Annotated in this window: 16 protein-coding genes; 9 read left to right on the top strand and 7 right to left on the bottom strand. The window is 70.2% G+C overall.

The genetic code is table 11. The features are described from left to right. Window positions 1-17: 17 nt before the first annotated feature. The 3 genes from YU1_RS0126965 to ppc form a co-directional block, all read right to left on the bottom strand. Window positions 18-1,388 carry a hypothetical protein gene (locus tag YU1_RS0126965; protein ID WP_029006670.1) on the bottom strand — a complete coding sequence of 457 codons (1,371 nt, stop codon included), beginning with the start codon at window positions 1,386-1,388 and terminating at the stop codon, window positions 18-20. Between the two features lie 36 nt (window positions 1,389-1,424). After that, entirely contained in the window at window positions 1,425-2,717 is a 1,293-nt protein-coding gene (locus YU1_RS0126960) for an adenylosuccinate synthase (protein WP_029006669.1), read from the bottom strand. A gap of 175 nt (window positions 2,718-2,892) precedes the next feature. Continuing rightward, window positions 2,893-5,691, bottom strand: a complete 2,799-nt coding sequence (gene ppc, locus YU1_RS0126955; RefSeq protein WP_029006668.1) for a phosphoenolpyruvate carboxylase — start codon at window positions 5,689-5,691, stop codon at window positions 2,893-2,895. 223 nt (window positions 5,692-5,914) lie between these two features. On the opposite strand from ppc, the gene YU1_RS0126950 reads away from it, so the two are divergent. Further along, a complete protein-coding gene (locus YU1_RS0126950) occupies window positions 5,915-7,678 on the top strand; it encodes a type I secretion system permease/ATPase (protein WP_245263470.1) in 1,764 nt (587 codons plus the stop codon). An 11-nt stretch (window positions 7,679-7,689) separates the two neighbouring features. Continuing rightward, a complete protein-coding gene (locus tag YU1_RS0126945; RefSeq protein ID WP_051357459.1) occupies window positions 7,690-9,123 on the top strand; it encodes an HlyD family type I secretion periplasmic adaptor subunit in 1,434 nt (477 codons plus the stop codon). 12 nt (window positions 9,124-9,135) lie between these two features. Here the strand turns inward: YU1_RS0126945 and YU1_RS0126940 are convergent, their stop codons facing one another. Both YU1_RS0126940 and YU1_RS0126935 read right to left on the bottom strand, forming a co-directional pair. Beyond that, entirely contained in the window at window positions 9,136-10,422 is a 1,287-nt protein-coding gene (locus YU1_RS0126940) for a glycosyltransferase family 2 protein (RefSeq protein ID WP_029006665.1), read from the bottom strand. After that, entirely contained in the window at window positions 10,422-11,543 is a 1,122-nt protein-coding gene (locus YU1_RS0126935; protein WP_029006664.1) for a glycosyltransferase, read from the bottom strand. Before YU1_RS0126935 ends, YU1_RS0126940 begins: the two co-directional genes overlap by 1 nt. 280 nt (window positions 11,544-11,823) lie before the next feature. Between YU1_RS0126935 and YU1_RS0126930 the strand changes: the two genes are divergently transcribed. From YU1_RS0126930 to YU1_RS0126920, 3 genes are all read left to right on the top strand, one after another. Next, window positions 11,824-12,573: an electron transfer flavoprotein subunit beta/FixA family protein gene (locus tag YU1_RS0126930; protein ID WP_029006663.1), complete on the top strand. Its 750-nt coding sequence runs from the start codon at window positions 11,824-11,826 to the stop codon at window positions 12,571-12,573. Beyond that, the gene (locus YU1_RS0126925) at window positions 12,573-13,517 is read left to right on the top strand and encodes an electron transfer flavoprotein subunit alpha/FixB family protein (RefSeq protein ID WP_029006662.1); all 945 of its coding nucleotides are present in this window, start codon (window positions 12,573-12,575) and stop codon (window positions 13,515-13,517) included. Before YU1_RS0126930 ends, YU1_RS0126925 begins: the two co-directional genes overlap by 1 nt. 64 nt (window positions 13,518-13,581) lie before the next feature. Further along, the gene (locus YU1_RS0126920; protein WP_029006661.1) at window positions 13,582-14,463 is read left to right on the top strand and encodes a 3-hydroxybutyryl-CoA dehydrogenase; all 882 of its coding nucleotides are present in this window, start codon (window positions 13,582-13,584) and stop codon (window positions 14,461-14,463) included. A 58-nt stretch (window positions 14,464-14,521) separates the two neighbouring features. On the opposite strand, the gene tlpA is transcribed toward YU1_RS0126920, so the two are convergent. Then, on the bottom strand, window positions 14,522-15,292 hold the full coding sequence (gene tlpA / locus YU1_RS0126915) for a thiol:disulfide interchange protein TlpA (RefSeq protein WP_029006660.1): 771 nt from the start codon (window positions 15,290-15,292) through the stop codon (window positions 14,522-14,524). 12 nt (window positions 15,293-15,304) lie between these two features. On the opposite strand from tlpA, the gene argH reads away from it, so the two are divergent. The 4 genes from argH (at window position 15,305) to lysA (ending at window position 19,286) form a co-directional block, all read left to right on the top strand. After that, entirely contained in the window at window positions 15,305-16,690 is a 1,386-nt protein-coding gene (gene argH / locus YU1_RS0126910; RefSeq protein WP_029006659.1) for an argininosuccinate lyase, read from the top strand. Beyond that, window positions 16,687-17,325, top strand: coding sequence for a 5,6-dimethylbenzimidazole synthase (bluB, locus tag YU1_RS0126905; protein WP_029006658.1), 639 nt, complete (start codon window positions 16,687-16,689; stop codon window positions 17,323-17,325). Before argH ends, bluB begins: the two co-directional genes overlap by 4 nt. Window positions 17,326-17,401: 76 nt before the next feature. Beyond that, window positions 17,402-17,842, top strand: coding sequence for an LPS translocon maturation chaperone LptM (lptM, locus tag YU1_RS34200; RefSeq protein ID WP_198019096.1), 441 nt, complete (start codon window positions 17,402-17,404; stop codon window positions 17,840-17,842). A gap of 178 nt (window positions 17,843-18,020) precedes the next feature. After that, complete coding sequence (gene lysA / locus YU1_RS0126895; protein WP_029006656.1) at window positions 18,021-19,286, top strand: diaminopimelate decarboxylase; 1,266 nt, start codon at window positions 18,021-18,023, stop codon at window positions 19,284-19,286. A gap of 24 nt (window positions 19,287-19,310) precedes the next feature. Here the strand turns inward: lysA and YU1_RS31620 are convergent, their stop codons facing one another. Then, the gene (locus tag YU1_RS31620) at window positions 19,311-21,878 is read right to left on the bottom strand and encodes a bifunctional diguanylate cyclase/phosphodiesterase (RefSeq protein ID WP_084540172.1); all 2,568 of its coding nucleotides are present in this window, start codon (window positions 21,876-21,878) and stop codon (window positions 19,311-19,313) included. Between the last annotated feature and the right edge of the window lie 134 nt (window positions 21,879-22,012).

Raw genomic sequence — 22,012 nt, 5'->3', positions numbered from 1 at the left:
GTGGTCCGCCAGGGACCTCAGCCGCCGTTGTCGGCGCCGCCCTGATACAGCTCGCCCCAGGCGGAAAAGGCGTCCTGGAACGCCTGGGTGCCCGCCGGTCCCTTCTCGAAGGCGAGGATCGCCCGCTTGTTGTTGGTGTAGACGATCGGGATGTCGATCCACGGCCGGGTCTGCAGCAGCTGCAGATTGCGCTGGCGATCCGCCGGCACGGCCGAGAGGCCCACCAGGAAATAGGTCGGGCTCACCTTCACCGACAGGCCGGCCAGAGGCGCGCCCTGGGCGCTCTCCGTCTGCTTCACCCGCACCACCGGCACGTTGCTGACGCCGCCATAGGGGAAGTCGGGCGGCAGGTTGAAGGTGATCTCGATGGTGTGCGAGGCCGGCAGCGTCTGGTCGAGGTTCCGCCGGATCGTGAAGCCGACGCTGATGCGCCGCTCGGGGATCTGGATGTCGGCGCGGATGCCGATGTCCGGCGGCAGGCCGGGGCCGCCGGCGACCGTCTCGGTCTTCCAGGTCACCGTGCCTTCGAACTGCTGCACCTGCTGGGCGTTGCCGGGGCTTTCCTCGAACAGGATCGCCTTCTGGGTCACCGAGGCGCCGGCGCGCGGCGAGGTGGGCTGAGCGGCCGGGCGGCTGCCGTCGCGGGCGGCCTGGGCCACGCGGTCGCCGTTCTTGGGCTGGTCGGGCGCGGCGGGCGCCGCCGGGGTCGGCTGGGTGGCGGCGGTCTGCGGCGCGCCGGAGCCGAACAGGGACGCGATGGCGTCGCGCTTGAGCACCGCGCCGGCGATGGCGCCGAGCACCAGCACCGCCAGCACGATGAACACGGCGATGCGCCGGCCGCTGCCGCCGGTCTCCTGCGGCGCGCGGGCGGCGCTGCGGCTGCGTACGGTGGCCCGGCCGATGCGCGGGCGGCGGTCGCCGGCCACCGTGGCGTCGGTCCCGGTCGCGTCGGGGCTGTCGGTTTCATCCGCCTCGGCCGTCGGCTCTTCAGAGGCGGCGGGCGGCGGGGCGGCGCGGGAGAAGGCCGGCCGGCCGGTGGGGCGGGCGCCGTCCGCCGGGGCGCCGGGGGCTTCCTCGCGGCGGGGATTGAGCGGGGCGTGCGGGGCCGCCTCGGGCCGGGGCTTCGGCCGGGCCGGGGGCAGCGGCGGGGCGGCGGGCGCCTCCGCCGCTGGGGCGGTGTCGGCATGGTCCGCCTCGATGCGGCGGATGGCGTCTTCGAGCGACATGCGCTCGCGGCCGATCTCGCCTTCCGGCAGAGGCGGATCGACGCTGCGCAGCTGCTTCAGGAGGGCCGCCCGCGCCCGGTCGAACACCACCTTCCGAGCCTCCGCATTATTCTGCGGCAGGCCGGAGATCGCGCGGACCAGGAGCGGGTAGTAATCAGCCATTGGGCGGGAGCTTTGCCTTAAAACACGAAACTATGGTTAAGCCTGGAAGGGATTGTGGACCAGGATGGTGTCGTCCCGCTCGGGGCTGGTGGACAGCACCGCCACCGGGCAGCCGATCAGTTCCTCCACCCAGCGCACATACTTGACCGCTTCCGCCGGCAGGTCCGCCCACGAGCGGGCGCCCGCGGTGGATTCCTTCCAGCCGGGAATGGTCTCGTAGATGGGCTCGGCCCGCGCCTGCGCGCCGCTCTCGGCCGGGAGATAGTCGATCTCCTTGCCGTCGAGCCGGTAGCCGACGCAGACCTTCAGTTCTTCGAAGCCGTCCAGCACGTCGAGCTTGGTCAGCGCGATGCCGTGGATGCCGCAGGTGCGCACGGTCTGGCGCACCAGCACCGCGTCGAACCAGCCGCAGCGGCGCGGACGGCCGGTCACCACGCCGAACTCGCGGCCCTTGGTGCCCAGCGTCTTGCCGATCTCGTCGGTCAGCTCGGTGGGGAAGGGGCCTTCGCCGACGCGGGTGGTGTAGGCCTTGGTGATGCCGAGCACATAGTCCAGAGCGCCGGGGCCGACACCCGAGCCGCTCGCCGCCGAGGAGGCGACGGTGTTGGACGAGGTCACATAAGGATAGGTGCCGTGGTCGATGTCGAGCAGCGCGCCCTGCGCGCCCTCGAACAGGATCTTCTTGCCGTCCTTGCGCGCCTTGTCGAGCAGCTCCCACACCCGGTCCATGAAGGGCAGGACCTTGGGGGCGAGCGCCAGCAGGTCGGCGACCAGTTCGCTGGTCACCACCTCGGGCATGCCGAGGCCGCGGCGGATGAGATTATGATGGGAGAGCAGGCGCTCCACCTTGGCCGGCAGCGCCTCGGCGTCCACCAGGTCGACGAGGCGGATGGCGCGGCGGCCAACCTTGTCCTCGTAGGCCGGGCCGATGCCGCGCTTGGTGGTGCCGATCCGGGTGCCCGAATTGGTGCCCTCGCGCAGCGCGTCCAGCTCCCGGTGCAGCGCCAGGATGAGCGGCGTCGTCTCGGCGATGCGCAGGCGCTCGGGGCCCACGTGCACGCCCTGGCTCTCCAGCCGCGCCAGCTCGTCCACCAGCGCCTGCGGGTCGAGGACCACGCCGTTGCCGATCATCGAGAGCTTGCCCGGGCGCACCACGCCCGAGGGCAGCAGGGAGAGCTTGTAGGTGACGCCGTTCACCACCAGCGTATGGCCGGCGTTATGCCCGCCCTGGAAGCGAACCACGACGTCGGCCTGCTCCGAGAGCCAGTCGACGATCTTGCCTTTACCTTCGTCGCCCCATTGCGAGCCGACCACGACCACGTTGGCCACGGTGTGGGGTCCTTCCAGCTATCGGCCCCGAAGGGCCGCGGCCTCAAGGGGCCGTGCGAACACAGGAAAGCCCCGGCTTTGGTTCCGGGGCCTCGTCCGTGGGTCTTAAGCGATCAGGGGGGGTGTGGCAAGGTTCGCGACCGCCCCGCCGTCGTGTGTCTGTCATCCGCGCGCATCAGCCGCTGTTCCTGAGGCCGGCGGAGATGCCGTTGATGGTGAGCTGGATGCCGTGCAGCACATGGTCGCTCGCCGCCTCGCGCCGGTGCGCCTTGAGCAGTTCGACCTGCACGTGGTTGAGCGGATCGAGATAGGGGAAGCGGTTGCGGATCGAGCGGTCGAGCAGCGGGTTGGCCTCCAGCAGCTTCTTCTGCCCCATGATCGCCAGCAGGCTGGTGATGGAGCTCTGATATTCCGACGAGATGCGGCTGAAGATGCGGGCGCGCAGCTCCTCGTCCGGCACCAGCTCGGCATAGCGCGAGGCCACCGCCAGGCTGCTCTTGGCCAGCACCATGTCCATGTTGGACAACAGCGTGCGGAAGAACGGCCAGTCCCGGTACATGGACTGGAGGAAGGCGATGCCGTCCGAGGGCCGGGCCTCCACGAAGGCGGCGACGGCGGCGCCGAAGCCGTACCAGCCCGGCAGCATCACCCGGCATTGCGCCCAGGAGAACACCCAGGGGATGGCGCGCAGCGCCTCGATGGAGCGCGTCTTGTTGCGCGAGGCCGGCCGCGAGCCGATGTTCAGCGTGGCGATCTCGCTGATGACGGTGGACGACCAGAAATAATCCTCGAAGCCGGGGGTCTCGTAGACCAGGGCGCGATAGGCCGCATAGGCTGTCTTCGACAGGTCCTCCATGGCGGCGAGGAACTCCGGCCGGGGGCTCGCCTGCTCGGCGTCCAGCAAGGTGGCCTCCAGCGTCGCGGAGACCAGGATCTCCAGGTTCCGCCGGCCGTTCTCGGGGGTGGAGTATTTCGACGAGATGATCTCGCCCTGCTCGGTGATGCGGATCTGGCCGTTCACGGCGCCGGCCGGCTGGGCGAGGATGGCCTCGTAGCTCGGCCCGCCGCCCCGGCCCACCGAGCCGCCGCGGCCGTGGAACAGGCGCAGCTTCACCTTGTGGCGGGCGAACACCGCGATCAGACCGATCTCGGCCTTGTACAGCTCCCAGCCGGAGGAGACGAAGCCGCCGTCCTTGTTGCTGTCGGAATAGCCGAGCATCACCTCCTGCACGCCGCCCCGGCTGTCCACCAGCGCGCGATATTCCGGCAGCGACAGCAGGCGGTCCATCACCTCGGCGCAGTTCTGCAAATCGGGGATGGTCTCGAACAGCGGGATGATGTGCACCGCGCTCGTGCCGTGGGCGGTGACGAGGCCGGCCTCCTTGAGCAGCAGCGCCACCTCCAGCAGGTCCGAGACGCCCTCGGTCTTGGAGATGATGGCATTGGGGATGACCGCCGCGCCGAGCCGGGCGTGGGCCGCGGCGGCGGTGCGCAGGATGGCGAGTTCCGAGCCCGTTTCCTCCGCATAGGCGAGGAACGGCGAGGCGAGGGGGCGGGGATTGGCCAGTTCCGCCCGCAGCAGGGCGATGCGGCCGTCCTCGTCGCGCTCCCGATAGGCGGTGCCGGGGGCGGCCTGCTCCAGCAGGTCGGCCACGGTGCGCTCGTGGACGTCGGAATTCTGCCGCAGGTCCAGGCTGGCGAGGTGGAAGCCGAAGCAGTCCACCGCCCGGCGCATCTGCCTGAGCCGGCCGCGCGCCAGGATCTTCGAGCCGTTCTGCATCAGCGAGCGATGCACGATGTCGAGGTCGGCGCGGAAATCCGCCGGGCCGGGATAGGGCAGGCTGGCGCCGTCCGCCGGCAGGTCGCTCGCGGCGGTGTCGGCCGCGTGCTGGGCCGCCGCCGTGGCCTTCAGCCGGCCGAGGATACCCACGAGGGCGAGGCGGTAGGGCTCGTCGCGATGCTCCAGCGCCCGGTCGCCGGAGCGCTCGGCGAGGCCCGCCAGTTCGTCCGAGACGGCGACGAGGCGCTTGGCGAGGGACAATTCGGTGATGAGCTGGCCGACCTGGTCCTCGTAGAAGGCCATGGCGCGGTCGCGGTGCCGGCGCACGGTCTCGCCCAGCACGTCGGCGGTGACGAAGGGGTTGCCGTCGCGGTCGCCGCCGATCCAGCTGCCGATGCGCAGGAAGGGCGGGACCTCGCCCGCCTCGGCCTCGGCGCCGTCCAGCTCCTCCAGGTGGTCCTCGATGGCGCAGAGCAGGCGCGGCACCTCCGCGAGGAAGGTGTAGTCGTAATAGGACAGGCCGTTCGACACCTCGTCGAGCACGGTGAGCTTCACCTTGCGCAGCAGGGCGGTCTGCCAGAGCGTCAGCACCGCGCGGCGCAGGCTCTCGTCCTGGGCCTTCGCCTCCTCCGGCGTCGCCTGCACCCGCTCCTTCAGGTCGAGCAGGCCGACGATCTCCATCTCCCGGTTCAGCGTGCTCTTGCGGCGCACCTCGGTGGGGTGGGCGGTGAGCACGGGGCTCACCAAAGCCTGCGAGAAGAAGGCGCGCAGGGCGGGCGCGTCGATGCCCGCCTTCTCGGCCCGGGCGAGGGCGTTGGCCAGCGTGCCCGGGCGCGGCGCCGAGCCGGCGACGGCATGGGCGCGGTTGCGCCGGCTGTGGTGCTGGTCCTCGGCGATATTGGCGAGGTGGGAGAAATAGCTGAAGGCGCGGATGATCTGCACCGCCACCTCCGGCTCCATGCCGTTCAGCAGCGTGTTCAGCTCCTGGCGCGCCGCCTCGTCGGCGTCGCGGTGGAAGCGGATCGAGGTCTGGCGGATGGTCTCCACCAGATCGTAGATCGCGTCCCCCTCCTGCTCGCGCACCGTGTCGCCCAGGATCCGGCCCAGCAGCCGGATGTCGTCGCGCAGGGGCTGGTCCTTGTCCCCCCCGCCGGTTTCGTTTTCAGCCACCACAGCCCAGACCGCGCTCGTCATGCGTCCCCCATCTGCGTCAGCCGGGGCGGTGACCACGTCCAGCCGGTCCATTTAGAAGAGTTTTCGGGCCGAACGAAAGAGCCGGCGTGGCGGGGCGGGGGCTTTCCGCCTAAGGAGGGAAATCATCGTTTCCCGTTCAGATCGGGCCATTCCTCCCTTTGCGCGAGCCAAACAAGGGTGCGATGGTAACTGCTGGCCGAGGAATGGCAGGGTGGGTGGATTCATGTCATTCGCGCAGATGCGCCAGCGGATGCCTGGCGCGAAGGTGGACACCGCCCTGAATGCGGCGGTGCGGGCGGCGCGCCCGGCCCTCGTGACGGCGGTGGTCTTCAGCCTGTTCATCAATATCCTTGGCCTCACCGGGCCGCTCTACATGATGCAGGTCTACGACCGCGTGCTGAGCAGCCGGAACATCGCCACGCTGGTGGTGCTGACCATCCTCATCGCCATCCTCTACGCGGTGTGCGCCTGGCTGGAATCCCTGCGCTCGCGCCTGCTGGTGCGGGCCGGGCTGAAGTTCGACGAGGAAGTGAACGACCATGTGTTCGACGCCGTGCAGCGCGCCTCGCTGCGCAAGGCGTCGGCCTCTCATGTGCAGGCCCTGCGCGACACCGACACGGTGCGCGAATTCTTCTCCGGCGGCGGGCTGATCTCGCTGTGCGACCTGCCCTGGGTGCCGATCTACATCCTGTTCGCCACCCTGCTGAGCCCCTGGTACGGGCTGCTGGCGGTGCTGAGCTGCGTCATCTCCGGCGGCCTCGCGGTCGCCAACGACCGGGCCACCCGCAAGCTGCTGGATCAGGCCACCAAGGCCAATATCGCCGCCGCCAACCAGGCCACCACCACCTTCCGCAATGCCGAGGTGCTCCAGGCCATGGGCATGGTGCCGAACCTGCGCCGCCGCTGGATCGCCAGCCATGGCGACGCACTCGGCTGGCACGCGGTCGCCTCCGACCGGGGCGGCGCGCTGATGGCCGCCACCCGCTTCAACCGCATGTTCATGCAGAGCCTGATCCTCGGGCTCGGCGCCTATCTCGCCATCAATCGCGAGATCACCCCCGGCATGATGATCGCCGCCTCGATCATCGTCGGCCGCTGCATCCAGCCGATCGAGATGGCCATCGGCAACTGGAAGGCCATCGTCAACATGCGCTCGGCCTATGGCCGGGTGCAGGAGCTGCTGCGCGGCCTGCCGCCGCAAGGCAGCCGGATGCGGCTGCCCGCGCCGCAGGGCGCGGTGCAGGTGGAGAACCTCATCGCCCATGCGCCGGGCACCGAGTTCCCGGTGCTGCGCGGCATCAATTTCGCCGTGCCGGCGGGCTCTGTGCTCGGCATCATCGGCCCGAGCGCGGCGGGCAAGTCCTCGCTGGCCCGCATCCTGGTCGGGGTCTGGCCGGCCACTGCCGGGGCGGTGCGGCTCGACGGCTCGGACCTGCGCCACTGGGACCCCGAGCAGCTCGGCGGCCATCTCGGCTACCTGCCGCAGGACGTGGAGCTGTTCGCCGGCAGCATCGCCGACAACATCGCCCGCTTCGGCGAGAAGGACGAGGCGCTGATCGTGCAGGCGGCGCAGATGGCCGGCACGCATGAGATGATCCAGCGCCTGCCGCACGGCTACAACACCGACATCGGCGAGAACGGCGCCTCGCTGTCCGGCGGCCAGCGCCAGCGCATCGCGCTCGCCCGGGCGCTCTACGGCCTGCCGGCGCTGATTGTGCTGGACGAGCCCAACGCCAGCCTGGACGCCGCCGGCGAGCAGGCGCTGATCCTCGCCGTCCAGGCGCTGAAGAAGGCCGGGCGGACGGTGATCCTCATCACCCACAAGACCAACAATCTCAGCCTGTGCGATCTGGTGCTGCTGCTGAACGAGGGCAGCGTGCACGGCTTCGGGCCGCGCGACGAGGTGATCGCCAAGCTGCTCGGGCCGCGCCTGGTGCAGCCCGCCGCCGCGCCGCAGGGCGTCACGCCCGCCGCGGCGGAGGCCTGAGGGAGGACGCCATGTCAGAGACCCACGACATCCAGCGCGCCGAACCCGCCGCGGCCCCGTCCCCACCGCCTGCCCGGGCGGCGGCGCCCCAGCCGCCCGTGCCGGCATCGGCCCCGGCGCGCACCGATTTCTCGGCTGCGGCGCCGGCGGTGAGCAGTGATTTCCGCCGCGTGGCGGCCATCGGCTACGGCGTCATCTTCCTGACCTTCGGCGTTGGCGGCGCCTGGGCGGCGCTGGCCAATATCGACAGCGCGGTGATCGCCCAGGGCGTCGTCTCGGTGGAGAGCAAGCGCCAGGTGGTGCAGCATCTGGAAGGCGGCATCATCGTCGAGATCGACGTGAAGGACGGCCAATTGGTGAAGGCGGGCGACCTGCTGTTCCGGCTCGACCCGACCAGCTCGCAGTCCAATTACGCCGCCTTGCGCGGCCAGCTCGACACCCTGCTGGCCAACGAGGCGCGGCTGGAGGCCGAGCGGGCGCAGGCGGACCGCGTCACCTTCCCGCCGGACCTGCTGGACCGCGCCGCCCAGCCGCTGGTGAAGGCGGCGCTCGCCGACCAGGCGGCGCAGTTCCGCGACCGCAAGGCCTCGCTCAACGGCCAGATCGACATCCTGAACAGCCGCGCGCGGCAGGGCGAGACCGAGCTCGACGGCCTGCGCCGCGAGCGCGAGGCGCTGGACAGCCAGCTGTTCTATATCGACGACGAACTGGCCGGCATCCGCGCGCTGAGCGACAAGGGGCTGGTCTCCAAGCCGCGCCTCGCCGAACTTCAGCGCGAGAAGGCGCGCCTCCAGGGCCTCGTCGGCCGCAATACGGCGGATGCGGCGAAGGCGCAGAACACCATCGGCGAGATGAAGCTTCAGATCCAGCAACTGCTGCAGAAGCAGCAGGAGGACGTGGCGAGCCAGATGGTGGAAACCCGCCAGAAGATCTCCGACGTGCGCGAGAAGCTGGCGGTTTCGGAGAACGTGCTGAAGCGCGTGGACATCCGCGCCCCGCGCGCCGGCATCGTCCAGAACATCAACCCGAAGATCTACACCATCGGCGCGGTGGCCAAGCCGGGCGACACACTGCTGGAGATCGTGCCGCAGAATGACGAGCTGATCGTCGATGCCCAGGTGCCGCCCACCGACATCGACCGCCTGCATGACGGCGTGACCGGGGTGGAGGTGCGCTTCCCCGCCTTCCATTCGCGCACCACGCCGCTGATCCTCGGCGAACTGCGCTCGGTGTCGCCGGACCGGCTGATGGACGAGGCGACGCGCCAGCCCTATTTCCAGGCGGTGGTGGCGGTGGCCAACACCGACATTCCCGACGCCATGAAGACCCGCCTGCGCCCCGGCATGCCGGCCGAGGTGGTGTTCTCCACCGGCGAGCGCAGCGTGCTGAGCTATCTCACCCGCCCCCTGGTGGATGCGGTGACGCGGTCGATGCGGGAGAAATAGCCGGACCCGGCTTCAGCGCGGCCCGGCCAGAGGGGCGTCGGGGAAGCTGAGGCGGTCGGCGTCGCGGACTTGGTTCCAACGCCCGAGGAAGGTGGCGGCATCCGTTTCCGGTGCGGCGCCGGAGGCGGGCCCGCGCGCCGCGGCGAACGGCGTGGCGAGAACCGAGAGGCCGAGCAGGCGCATGCGCAGCGCCGCGTCCGCCGCCAGGAAGGGCGCGGGAAGCCCCGCAACGAAGCCGTTCACCGCCTCGAGATTGCTGCGCCGCGTGGCGATGAGCGGCGAGATGGGCACGGCGAACTCGCGATGCACGTAGCCCTGCTCGGGCCAGGTGCGCGGGCTGAAGCCGAACAGCGCGGCTGCGGCGTCCGGACGGTCGCGCCCGTCCGCGAGCACACGTCCGCTGGCCATGCCCACGGTGGGGTCGGCGGCGAGCCCGGCCAGCGCGTCGATCCAGTCCGTCCGGTCCGGTTCCAGGCCGGCGTCCAGGAACAGCACCAGCTCGCTCTCCGCCGCCTGCCACAGGGCGTTGCGGCGGCCGGCCTCGCAGGCGCCGGCGGCGGTGTCCACGGTGCGCCAACGGATCGGCCCGGCTTCGGCGCCGGCGGTGTCGAGGCGGGAATCCGCCAGCACCTCGATGCTCTCGGCCGGCCATGCGCCCCGGGCGAGGGCCGCCAGCGTCGGCGCGAGGCGGTTCGCGCCGTCCGGCGCGGGCTGGACGATGACGCTCACCCGCGGCGGCGCGGCGAAGGCGCGGCGCACCTGCAAGGTGCCCGGCCGCGCGCCGGGGCTGATCCGCCAGGGCGCGCCCGTCTCCGCGTTCCAGCGTTCGAGCACCGCCCGCCGCACCGCGGCCCGGCCGATGGCGGGGGCCATGATGTGGGCGAAGTGCAGCGGCAGCTGCTGCGCCACGAGACCGCACGACAGCGCGCGCAGGCCGATGTCATAGGCGGCGCTCAGCCCGAATTCCGGCCGCAGGCCGCCGAGCGCGGCCAGCGCGGCGCCCCGGATCACCAGCGGCAGACCGAGCGGATCGTAGGCGGCCAGCAGCATGAAGCCCGCGGCGGGCTTGGCCGCCGGCTGCGGGCCGAAGGGCACGCCGTCGAAGCCGTAGAACAGGTCCACGTCCGGCCGGGCGACGGTGGCGTCCCACAGCACCCGCCGCAGGCGGCGGCGCAGGAAGGTGAACGGCGTCGTCAGCACCACGAAGTCACCCGGGCCGGAGGGAATCCGCGCGGGCAGCTTCCGGCAGGGCAGCGAAATGGTGATGAGGCGGATGCGGCCTCCCCAGATGACGCCCATCAGGCCAGCCCGACGCCGGCGGCGATCTGGGCGAGGCTGGCGTCGATCCGGCCGGCGACGGCGACGGGCGACAGGTCCTGCGCGATCCGCCGCCGGGCCTGCCCGCCGAGGCTGGCGTCGCCCGCCTCCGCCAGGGCCGCGGCGTCCAGCAGGGCGGTGGTGAGGGCCGGGAGGTCCACTTCCGCCCAGACGCCGCCCTTGGGATACGGGCCGTCGTTCCGGGCCAGGGACACCTGCTTCCAGGCCACCGGGAAGCCGCAGGAGGCATCAAGGAAGTCGCGGCTGCCGCCGTAGTCGGTCGCCACCACGATCTTGCCGCGCGCCATGGCCTCGGCGATGGTCAGGCCGAAGCCTTCCGAGCAATGCGGCGAGGCATAGATGGCCGCCCGTTCCACCAGCGCGGACATCTGGTCCTCGCGCAGCGGCATGGTCAGCAGCGTGATCGCCGGGTCCGCGTCGGTGGCGGCGATCAGCGCCGCCCCGGCCTCGGCCGCGTGCTCGAGGTTCTTGGTCTTCAGCACCAGCTGCCAACCGCGCGCGCCGAGCCCGGAGGCGCCGAACGCCTCCACCAGGGCCATGGGCCGCTTGCGCGAGAGGAAGCTGGCGCCGTCGAAGGCGTACAGGATGGTGTGCCGGCCGGCGGGCACGCCGAGGTCCGCCGGGCGCACCAGCGGCGGCGGCGTCACCGGAACCACATGGGGGACGACATGCACCGGCCGTGCGGTGCGACGGGCGATGGCGGCGGCACAGAAGCTGCTGGGGGTCCAGATGGCATCGAGCGTGTCCATCAGCCCCTTCCACTCCAGCGGGGCGGTGTCCATCTCCCAGACGAAGGCGCCGACCCGCGCCCGCGCGCCGCGGACCACCTGCCATTGCGCCTCGGTGAGGAGCCGGTCCCAGCCATCGGGATTGATGCTGACGATGGCGATGTCCGCCGGGCCTTCGAAGCTGGCGACGTCGCTGGAGACCGGCAGCCGGGCGTGCACATGGAATGGCTGGTGGATGGGATGCAGGTTGATTCCATGCGCCGTGTGCCAGAGCGCGGAGATATGGCCGCGCGCGCCGACACCCAGTCCATTTGAATAATTCCAAGGGCCGATGAAGGCGAGACGAAGGGGCATCCCGGAAGAAGGCGAGCCCGCATGCTTCATTCCCGCCGTTCCCTCTGTCGGCGCATGGTCCCCTGACGCTGTTGGCATATAGGGCCTTCCGCGCCCGGTTCCAAGCGCTATGGCAGTGGGTTGTTGGCGCGCGCTCATGCGTCGCCGTTCGGCGTTGACACCGTTTCGGGCCACTCCTAGGGTGCCGCCCCCAAGGCTTCCCATGTTGCAAGCGCTGCTTGGTTTCGCGCGCAAATGCAACGGGGATCGACTTCTTGCCATCAAGGTGGAGCTTACCTCGATGAAGGTCCTGGTACCCGTCAAACGCGTGGTCGATTACAACGTAAAAGTACGGGTGAAATCCGACGGCACCGGTGTCGAGCTCTCCCACGTCAAGATGTCGATGAATCCGTTCGACGAGATCGCCGTGGAAGAAGCGCTGCGTCTCAAGGAGGCGGGCATCGCCACCGAGGTGGTGGCCGTGTCCATCGGCCCGGCCCAGGCGTCCGAGACGCTGCGCACCGCGCTCGCCATGGGCGCGGACCGCGGCATCCTGGTGAAGACCGATGCCACGGTGGAGCCGCTGGCGGTGGCCAAGATCCTCAAGGCGGTGATCGCCGAGGAGGCTCCCCGGCTGGTGATCCTCGGCAAGCAGGCCATCGACGACGACGCCAACCAGACCGGCCAGATGCTGGCGGCGCTGCTCGGCTGGGGCCAGGGCACGTTCGCCTCGAAGGTGGTGATCGACGGCGATGCCGTGCTGGTGACGCGCGAGATCGACGGCGGGGCGCAGACCGTGCGCCTGGCGCTGCCGGCCATCGTGACCACCGACCTGCGGCTCAACGAGCCGCGCTATGCCTCCCTGCCCAACATCATGAAGGCCAAGAAGAAGCCGATCGACGAGAAGTCGCCGGACGGCTATGGCGTCGACGTGGCGCCGCGCCTCAAGGTTCTCACCACCGCCGAACCCGCGGGCCGCAAGGCCGGCGTGAAGGTCGGCTCGGTGTCCGAACTGGTGGCGAAGCTCAAGGACGAGGCGGGAGTGATCTGATGGCGACGCTGCTTCTCGCCGAACACGACAACAAGGCCCTTAACGGCGTCACCGCCAAGGCGCTGACCGCCGCCACGGCGCTCGGCGCGCCGGTGCATGTGCTGGTGGCCGGGCAGGATGCCAAGGCCGTGGCCGAGGCCGCCGCCGCCCTCTCGGGCGTGGACAAGGTGCTGCTGGCCGACGACGCGCTCTATGCGCATCGCCTCGCCGAGCCGCTGGCCGCGCTCCTGGTCTCGCTCGCCGGCGGCTACGACGCCATCGTCGCGCCCTCCACCAGCATGACCAAGAACGTGCTGCCGCGCGTCGCTGCACTGCTGGACGTGATGCAGGTGTCGGACATCATCAAGGTGGTCTCGCCCGATACGTTCGAGCGCCCGATCTACGCCGGCAACGCGATCCAGACGGTGCAGAGCACGGATGCCAAGAAGGTCATCACCGTGCGCACCGCCTCCTTCGCCGCCACCGGCGCCGGCGGCTCGGCCGCCGTCGAGGCGGTCGGCGCGCAGGCTGATCCCGGCGTGTCGTCCTTCGTGGACGAGAGCCTGGCTGTCTCCGACCGTCCCGAGCTGACCGCCGCTAAGATCATCGTGTCGGGCGGCCGCGCCGTCGGCTCGAAGGAGAAGTTCGGCGAGGTCATCGAGCCCCTGGCCGACGTGCTTGGCGCTGCCGTGGGCGCATCGCGCGCGGCGGTGGACGCGGGCTATGCTCCGAACGACTGGCAGGTGGGCCAGACCGGCAAGGTCGTCGCCCCCGAGTTGTATGTCGCCATCGGCATCTCCGGCGCGATCCAGCATCTCGCCGGCATGAAGGATTCGAAGGTGATCGTCGCCATCAACAAGGACGAGGAGGCGCCGATCTTCCAGGTGGCCGACTACGGCCTCGTGGGTGACCTGTTCGCCATCGTGCCCGAGCTGAAATCCGAAATCGCCAAGGTCAAGGGCTGACCTTGAGACTGGCGCGGGCCTCGCCCGCGCCGCCACCAAACAAGAGCCGAGAGACACCAGCACCATGCCGCTCGAGATCAAGAAGGTCGGAGTGATCGGAGCCGGGCAGATGGGCAACGGGATCGCCCATGTGTGCGCGCTGGCCGGCTTTGACGTGGTGCTGAACGACCAGGACCCGGAACGGGTCCGCTCGGGGCTTGCCACGATCAATGGCAACATGGCCAAGCAGGTGTCCAAGGGCACCGTCACCGAGGAGGCCCGGCAGGCGGCGCTGAAGCGCATCGTCACCGCCGAGGCCACCGAGCAGCTGGCGGAATGCGATCTGGTGATCGAATCCGCCACCGAGAAGGAAGACGTCAAGCGCAAGATCTTTGCCGGCGTCTGCGAGGTGCTGCGCCCGGACGCCCTGCTGGCCAGCAACACCTCGTCCATCTCCATCACCCGCCTCGGCGCCTCCACCGACCGCCCCGAGCGCTTCATCGGCATTCATTTCATGAATCCGGTGCCGCTGATGGAACTGGTGGAACTGGTGCGCGGCATCGCCACCGACGACGACACCTTCGAGAGCGCCAAGGCCTTCGTCACCAAGCTGCACAAGACCTATGCGGTGGCGGAGGACTTCCCGGCCTTCATCGTCAATCGCATCCTGCTGCCGATGATCAACGAGGCCATCTATACGCTCTATGAGGGCGTCGGCTCCGTGGACGCCATCGACCGGGCCATGAAGCTCGGCGCCAACCATCCCATGGGTCCGCTGCAACTGGCGGATTTCATCGGCCTCGACACCTGCCTCGCCATCATGCAGGTGCTGCACGAGGGGCTGGCCGACTCGAAGTACCGGCCGTGCCCGCTGCTGGTGAAATATGTGGAGGCCGGCTGGCTGGGCCGGAAGACGCAGCGCGGCTTCTACGACTATCGCGGCGAGAAGCCGGTCCCCACCCGCTGAGGCATCCTCAGCCCCGCCCGCAGCAAGCCCGCCGCACCGGCGGGCTTTTTGTTGGGGCTCAGATGCCCTTGCCCGTCGCCTGCCTGATCAGCGCCTGCGCGTCCGGCGAGGCCCATTCCGCAGGTCCCGCCAGATAGCCGATCTCGCAGCCCTTGGCGTCCACCAGCAGTGTGGTGGGCAGGCCGAAGCCGCGCCCGACGCTGCGCAGGGCCTGGAAGGTCTTGGTGTCGGGATCGGCATAGAAGCCGAGCGAGGCGACGCCGATCTCCGAGAGGAAGGCGTGCGGCTTCTTCGGGTCGCGCGTGTCGAGATTGATCGCCACCACCTGGAAATCCTTGCCGCCCTGCGCCTTCTCCAGCGCGTCGAGGGCCGGCATCTCCTTGCGGCACGGCACGCACCAGGTGGCCCAGAGATTGACCAGCAACGTCTTGCCCTTGAAGTCGGCCAGCGTCACCGGCTTGCCGGCGGCATCCGCGAAGGCCAGCGGCGGCAGGCGGCGGGGCGTGGTGGCGAGGCTGAGCGCGGCCAGTTCGCCCTTGGCCAGCGGGGCGAGACGCTTTGCCGCGTCTACCGCGCCCTGGCAGTCCGGGTCGGCGAGGGCGGCGGTGGCGGCCGGAATCGTGCCGTCGGCCTGAGGTTTCGTTGCGGACGCATTGCCCGGAAGGCCCTTCATCCCGTATAGGGCGAGCGCGCCGACCATGGCCCCCGCCACCGTCGCTCCCGCCACCAGACCGATCATGCGCCAGGGCCCACGGCGGGCCGGGCGTGCCTCGGCCGGGGCCGGGGCCGCTGCGGGGTCGCTGTCCGGGCGTGGGTTGAGATCGGTCATCGGAGGTCCGTCATGAGCAACAAGATGTGGGGCGGGCGGTTTTCCACCGGGCCGGACGCCATCATGGAGGAGATCAACGCCTCCATCGGCTTCGATCAGCGTCTTTACGCCCAGGACATCGCCGGCTCCAAGGCCCATGCCGCCATGCTGTCGGCCCAGAAGATCATCGCGGCGAAAGATGCCCAGAAGATCCAGAAGGGTCTAGACACGATCCTGTCAGAGATCGAGAGCGGCAAGCTCTCCTTCCGGCGCGAGCTGGAGGACATCCATATGAACGTGGAGTCCCGCCTCGCCGAGCTGATCGGCGCCTCCGCCGGCCGCCTGCACACCGCCCGCTCGCGTAACGACCAGGTGGCGACCGACTTCCGCCTCTACGTCCGCGACACGGTGGACGCCCTCGACGCCCAGCTGGCCGATCTCCAGACGGCGCTGGCGGAGAAGGCGCTCGCCCATGCGGCGACGGTGATGCCCGGCTTCACCCATCTGCAGACCGCCCAGCCGGTCACCTACGGCCACCATCTGATGGCCTATGTGGAGATGCTCGGCCGCGACCGCAGCCGCTTCGCCGACGCCCGCAAGCGGCTGAACGAATCCCCGCTCGGCTCGGCCGCGCTCGCCGGCACCTCCTTCCCCATCGACCGGGACGCCACCGCCGCCGCGCTCGGCTTCGACCGGCCGACCGCCAATTCGCTGGACGCCGTGTCCGACCGCGACTTCGTGATGGAGACGCTGTCCGCCGCGTCGATCTGCGCCATCCATCTGTCGCGCTTCGCCGAGGAAGTGGTGATCTGGACCTCGCCGTCCTTCAGCCTGGTGAAGCTGTCGGACGCCTTCACCACCGGCTCGTCCATCATGCCGCAGAAGCGCAATCCGGACGCCGCCGAGTTGGTGCGGGCCAAGGCCGGGCGCATCATCGGCGCGTTGACCGGCATCCTGGTGGTGATGAAGGGCCTGCCTCTCGCCTATGCCAAGGACATGCAGGAAGACAAGGAAGGCGCGTTCGATGCCTTTTCCGCCCTCTCCCTGGTTATCGCAGCCACCGCCGGCATGGTGCGCGACATCGAGCCCGACACCGCGCGCATGAAGACCGCCGCCGGCCAGGGCTATGCCACCGCCACCGACCTCGCCGACTGGCTGGTGCGCACGCTGGGCATCCCGTTCCGCGAGGCGCATCACGTCACCGGCCGCATCGTCGGCTTCGCGTCCGAGCGGAACCTGCCGCTGCACCGTGTCCCCTTGGAGGACATGCAGGCCGTCGAGAAGCGCATCACCCAGGATGTGTTCTCGGTGCTGACCGTCACCAGCTCGGTGCGCAGCCGCACCAGCTATGGCGGCACCGCGCCGAGCCGGGTGCGGGCCCAGGCGCGCCGCTGGCTGAAGAAGCTCGGCGCCGCGTGAGCGCGCCGCGCTTCTCCCCCGCCTTCCGCGAGCAGCTCCAAGCGCTGTTCGCCTGGCGGCGGGATGTGCGCGCCTTCCGCACCGACCCCTTGCCCGCGGGCCTGCTGGATGAACTGGTCGCCACCGCCTGCCTCGCGCCGTCGGTGGGTCTCAGCCAGCCCTGGCGTTTCGTCGAGGTGACGGAGCCGGGCCGCCGGGCGGCGATCCGGGCCAATTTCGAGGCCGCCAACGCCGCTGCCCTCGCCGCGCAGGCGCACCACCGGCAGGCGGCCTATGCCCGGCTGAAGCTGGCCGGGCTCGACGAGGCGCCCTGCCATCTGGCGGTGTTCGCCGATGCCGGGACGACCCAGGGCCACGGCCTCGGGCGGCGCACCATGCCGGAGGCGGTGGATTATTCCGCCGTGCTCGCCATCCATACGCTCTGGCTCGCCGCCCGCGCGGCGGACGTGGGGGTCGGCTGGGTCTCCATTCTGGATCCCGCCGGCGTGGCGGCGGCGCTCGACGTGCCGGAGAGCTGGCATTTCGTGGGCTATCTGTGCATCGGCTATCCGCAGGCCGAGCAGGAGACGCCGACGCTGGAGACCGCGGGATGGGAGCATCGCCGCCCCGCCGGGAGCTTTCTGCTGCGGCGGTGAGCGGCCCGGCGCGGCCGGGGGCTCGCCTTTGCAGTGCCGGTCGCTATAGTGGCGGCGATCTTGCCCGAGGTGTTCCGTGTCCCGACGCTTTCGCATCCCTGCCCTTGTCATGGTCCTGACCTGCGCCGGGGCTCTGGCCGGTTGCGGCGTGAAAGGCCCGCTGGAGCCGCCGCCGTCGAGCGCGACGACGCCCGGCGCCAAGACGTCCCAGGGCAGCGCCGCGCCCGCCGCGCCGGTGCAGCAGGCCACCACCTCGACGGACCAGAGCACCCCGACCGCCGACACATCGAGCTCCACCTGGGGCTTCCAGCCGGACACGGGGGTGAACAGCGCCACGTCCTCCACCGGCACGTCGCTCGCCACCGGCCGCTCCACCAGCGCCACGAGCAATGCCTCGACGGTGGGCTCGGCCAGCGGCCGGACGAAATCGACCAGCGGCACGACCAGTTCGGCGCCGGTCAATCTCGACCAGGTCAAGAAGCCGAACACCCCCTTCATCCTCGACGGCCTGCTCTGATCGCGCCTGCGCCGACATGGGTGGTGCAGATGATCGCGCCGTGAAGTCATCCCACACTCTGTGCTAGGGAACGCGGCACCGTTCAGCTCGCAGCGCCGGCTGGGCGGGCCGCGCTCCGGCCCCCGCGAGGCTCAGAGCGCCGTTCCAAGGCCGCTGGTGGAATTCGCGCAGGCTTGCCATGCACCATTTCGTTTATCACGACGGCCGTCTCCGGGCCGAGGACGTCGACCTGACCACCCTCGCCGAGGAGGTGGGCACGCCGTTCTATTGCTATTCCACGGCCACCCTGGAACGGCATTACCGCGTGTTCCGCTCCGCCTTCGCCACGCGCGAGATGCTGCTGTGCTACGCGCTGAAGGCCAATTCGAACCAGGCGGTGATCTCCACCCTGGCGCGCCTGGGCGCCGGCGCGGACATCGTGTCGGGCGGCGAGATGAAGCGGGCCCTGGCCGCCGGCATCCCCGCCGAGCGCATCGTCTTCTCCGGCGTGGGCAAGACCCGCGACGAGATGGCCGCGGCGCTGGAGGCGGGCATCCTGTGCTTCAACGTGGAGAGCGAGCCGGAGCTGGTGGCGCTGTCGCAGGTGGCCGGGGCCATGGGCCGCACCGCCCCGGTATCCATCCGCATCAATCCGGACGTGGATGCCAGGACCCACGCTAAGATCTCCACCGGCAAGTCCGAGAACAAGTTCGGCATTCCGATCTCCCGCGCCCGCGAGGTCTATGCCGAGGCGGCCAAGCTGCCGAACCTCGCCATTTCCGGCGTCGACATGCACATCGGCAGCCAGATCACCGACATGGCGCCGTTCGAGAATGCCACCGTGCTGCTGGCTGAGTTGGCCCGCGACCTGCTGGCCGCCGGCCACCGGCTGCACCATCTCGACCTCGGCGGCGGGCTCGGCGTCCCCTATGCCGCCTCGGACCCGGTGCCCCCGGCGCCGGAGGCCTATGCGGAGGTGATCACCCGCGCCCTGGGCGGGCTCGACCTGCCTCTGGTGTTCGAGATGGGCCGCATGATCGTCGCCAACGCCGGCATCCTGGTGACCCGCGTGCTCTATGTGAAGCACGGCGAGGGCAAGACCTTCGTGATCGTGGACGCGGCCATGAACGACCTGATCCGCCCGACGCTCTACGAGGCGCACCATGACGTGCAGCCCGTCCAGAAGCGGCCGGGCGCCGCCGTGCGGCGGGTGGACGTGGTGGGGCCGGTCTGCGAGACCGGCGACTATCTCGCCCTCGACCGCGAGCTGCCGGAAGTGATGCCGGGGGACCTGCTGGCGATCATGACCGCCGGGGCCTATGGCGCGGTGCAGGCCTCCACCTACAACACCCGCCCGCTGGTGCCGGAAGTGCTGGTGCACGGGCCGCAGGCGGCAGTGGTGCGCCCGCGCATCGATGCCGATGCGCTGATCGCGCTCGACCGCGTACCGTCCTGGCTGGCCTGAGGGCGAGCCGGCATCCGCCCGGCCTCAGGGCCGGGTGGAGCCCCGCGGCTTGAGCTGCATGAGGTCGGCTTCCGACTGCGGGCGGGCGAAGTGGAAGCCCTGCACCTCGTCGCAGCGGCCATTGCGCAGCCAGGCATATTGGGCGGCGGTCTCCACGCCCTCGGCAGTCACCGCGAGGCCGAGCGCCCGGCCGAGCCCGAGGATGGCCTCGACGATGCCCTGGGCGTCCCGGCTCTGGTCGAGATCGCCGACGAAGCGCCGGTCGATTTTGATCCGGTCGAAGGGAAAGTTCCGCAGGTAGTTCAGCGAGGAATAGCCGGTTCCGAAATCGTCCATGGCGAGCTGGACGCCGAGCTTCTTGATCTTCTGGAGCACCTCGAGCGCCTTCTCGGTGTTCGCGATCAGCACGTTCTCGGTCAGTTCGAGCTCCAGGCGCCATGGCGGCAGGCCGCTGTCCTTCAGCGCCGATTCGATGGCGCTCACCAATTGGTCCCCCTGGTGGAACTGTACCGGCGAGACATTGACCGAGACGCTGAGATCGGGCCATTTCGCGATCGTCGCGCAGGCACGGCGCAGCGCCCATTCGCCGAGCGGGACGATGAGGCCGGTGGTTTCCGCCAGCGGGATGAACTGGTCGGGGCTCAGCAGCCCGAAGCGGGGATGGAGCCAGCGCACCAGCGCCTCCACGGCCACCACCTCCAGGGTCGCGGTGTCATAACGCGGCTGGTACAGCAGCACGAAATCCTCGCTGCCGACGGTGCGCCGCAGGTCGTGCTCAAGGGTGCGCTTGGTGCGGACCTGCTCGTTCATGTCGGCGGTGAAGAAGGCGATGCCGCTGGGGTCCTCGGTTTGGGCGTGCTGCATGGCCAGCTCGGCGCAGCGCAGCAGCCGTTCCGGCTCCGCCGCATCCGCAGGCGCCAGCGCCACGCCGATGGCGCAGCCCACATGCACGTGCGCGGCCTCCGCCAGCGTGAACGGCGCGGTCACCGCGTCGCGCAGCCGGGCGCACATGGCCTCGATCGCGGCCACGCTGCTCGGCGCGCTGGCCACCAGCGCGAACTCCTCGGCGCCGAGCCGCGCCACGAGGTCGTTGTCATGGATGTTCTGGCGCAGCCGCTGGGCGGTCTCCACCAGCAGGTCGTCGCCGGCCGGCAGTCCGTAGCCGTCGGTCACCTGCTTGAAGTTCATGAGGCTGATGCGCAGGGTGGCGACCATGCGTTTGCCCTCGGAGGCGCCGCTGAGCGCCCCGGCGAGGAATTCCATCAGCAGCGCCCGGTTCGGCAGGCTGGTGAGGGGATCGTAGAGCGCCAGGTGCTCCACCTGCCGGTGGGCCTCCATCTCGGCGGTGATGTCTGTGGCGGTGCCGCGAAAGCCCGCCAGCGCGCCATCGGCGGTGCGCACTGCCTTGGCCGCCACCCGGCACAGCCGCATGGAGCCGTCGGCGGTCACATAGCGGCAGATGAGCGGCGTCAGCGGCCGGCCGGCCGGCTGGGAGATCCAGGCCGTCAGCGGGCCGTCCGTCGCGTTGAGCACGAGGTCGAGCGGCTGGCCCATAAGCTCCGCCGCCTTGCGGCCGGTCAGGATTTCGAAGCGCTCGGACAGATAGGTGAGGGCGAGGCGGGGGTCGGCCTCCCAGATCCAGTCGGACGCGGCCTCCGCCACGTCGCGGAAGCGGGCTTCGCTGGCGAGCAGCGCCTCGCGGTTGACGCGCATCTGGCGGTTGGCTTGCTCGATATTGCGGGCGTTGGCCGAGGCATGGGCCAGGGCCAGCCAGGTGAGTAGAACGAAGGCCCCACCGCAGGCCACCAGCCAGGGCATGACCGCCAGGGTGACGGAATAGCCTGGCGCGGGCGTGGTCCAGCTCAGCGCCACGGACGGCCCGTTCAGGGTGGGCAGGGTCATCGGCGGCGATGCCGGGTCCGAGGCCATGGAATCCACCAGCCGGAGGTCGAACAGGGCCGTCTGCCTGCTGATGCGGGCGAGGACGTCGCTGCCGAGGAAGCGGATGAAGACCAGTAGCGTCTGCGGCCCGCCGGTGAGCTGCACCGTGGGGTCGGCCCCTGGCGTGACCGGGGCGATGCCGAGGAGGGCGGGCTTGCCCTCGACCCAGAAGAGCCCGTGCACCGAGCCGGAGCGGGCCTCGGCGAACATGGCGGGCACGCCGATGGGCAGGTGGTCGGCATCGGGATCACGCTGGCGCCCGTTGCGCAGGTCATAGACGACCTTGTCGTCCGGCCCGACCACGTACACCTGATCGATGCCGATCAGGTGGTAGATCTTGGGGCCGAGATTGTCCCGCAGGTAGGTCCATTCCAGATCGAACGCGACATGCAGGTTGCGATAGCTCTCGCCGCTGTTGGCATAGGCGTTGAGCGTCCTCGTCAGGCGCACGTCCTCGGCGGCGAGGACGCCGCGGATCAGCATTTCGGTGCGTGCGCGTGAGCGGGCATCTTCCTGCTGCGCCGAATGCAGCAGGATGGCGGCGGAAACGACATAGGTCGCCGCCACCAGGATGGCGATGGCGGGCAGGGTCCATCTGGCAAAGATCGTCGCGCTCGCAGCGTCCCGCGACCCCAACCAAGAACGCAACATGAGCCATCCCGACCTTTGGAGGGTCGGTCATCCTAAGTGGCGGATGGAAGCCACCGCCAGTGGCGCCAGGGTTGCGTTGCGACAGAATGCCCCACAAAGCTGTCGCCCGGGAGCCGTGGCGGCGCCCGGGGCCT

Source organism: Azorhizobium doebereinerae UFLA1-100, assembly GCF_000473085.1.
In the GTDB taxonomy this organism is placed as follows: domain Bacteria; phylum Pseudomonadota; class Alphaproteobacteria; order Rhizobiales; family Xanthobacteraceae; genus Azorhizobium; species Azorhizobium doebereinerae.
Note: the sequence above shows the minus strand (reverse complement) of the source record. Positions and strands in the feature narration are given on the sequence as shown.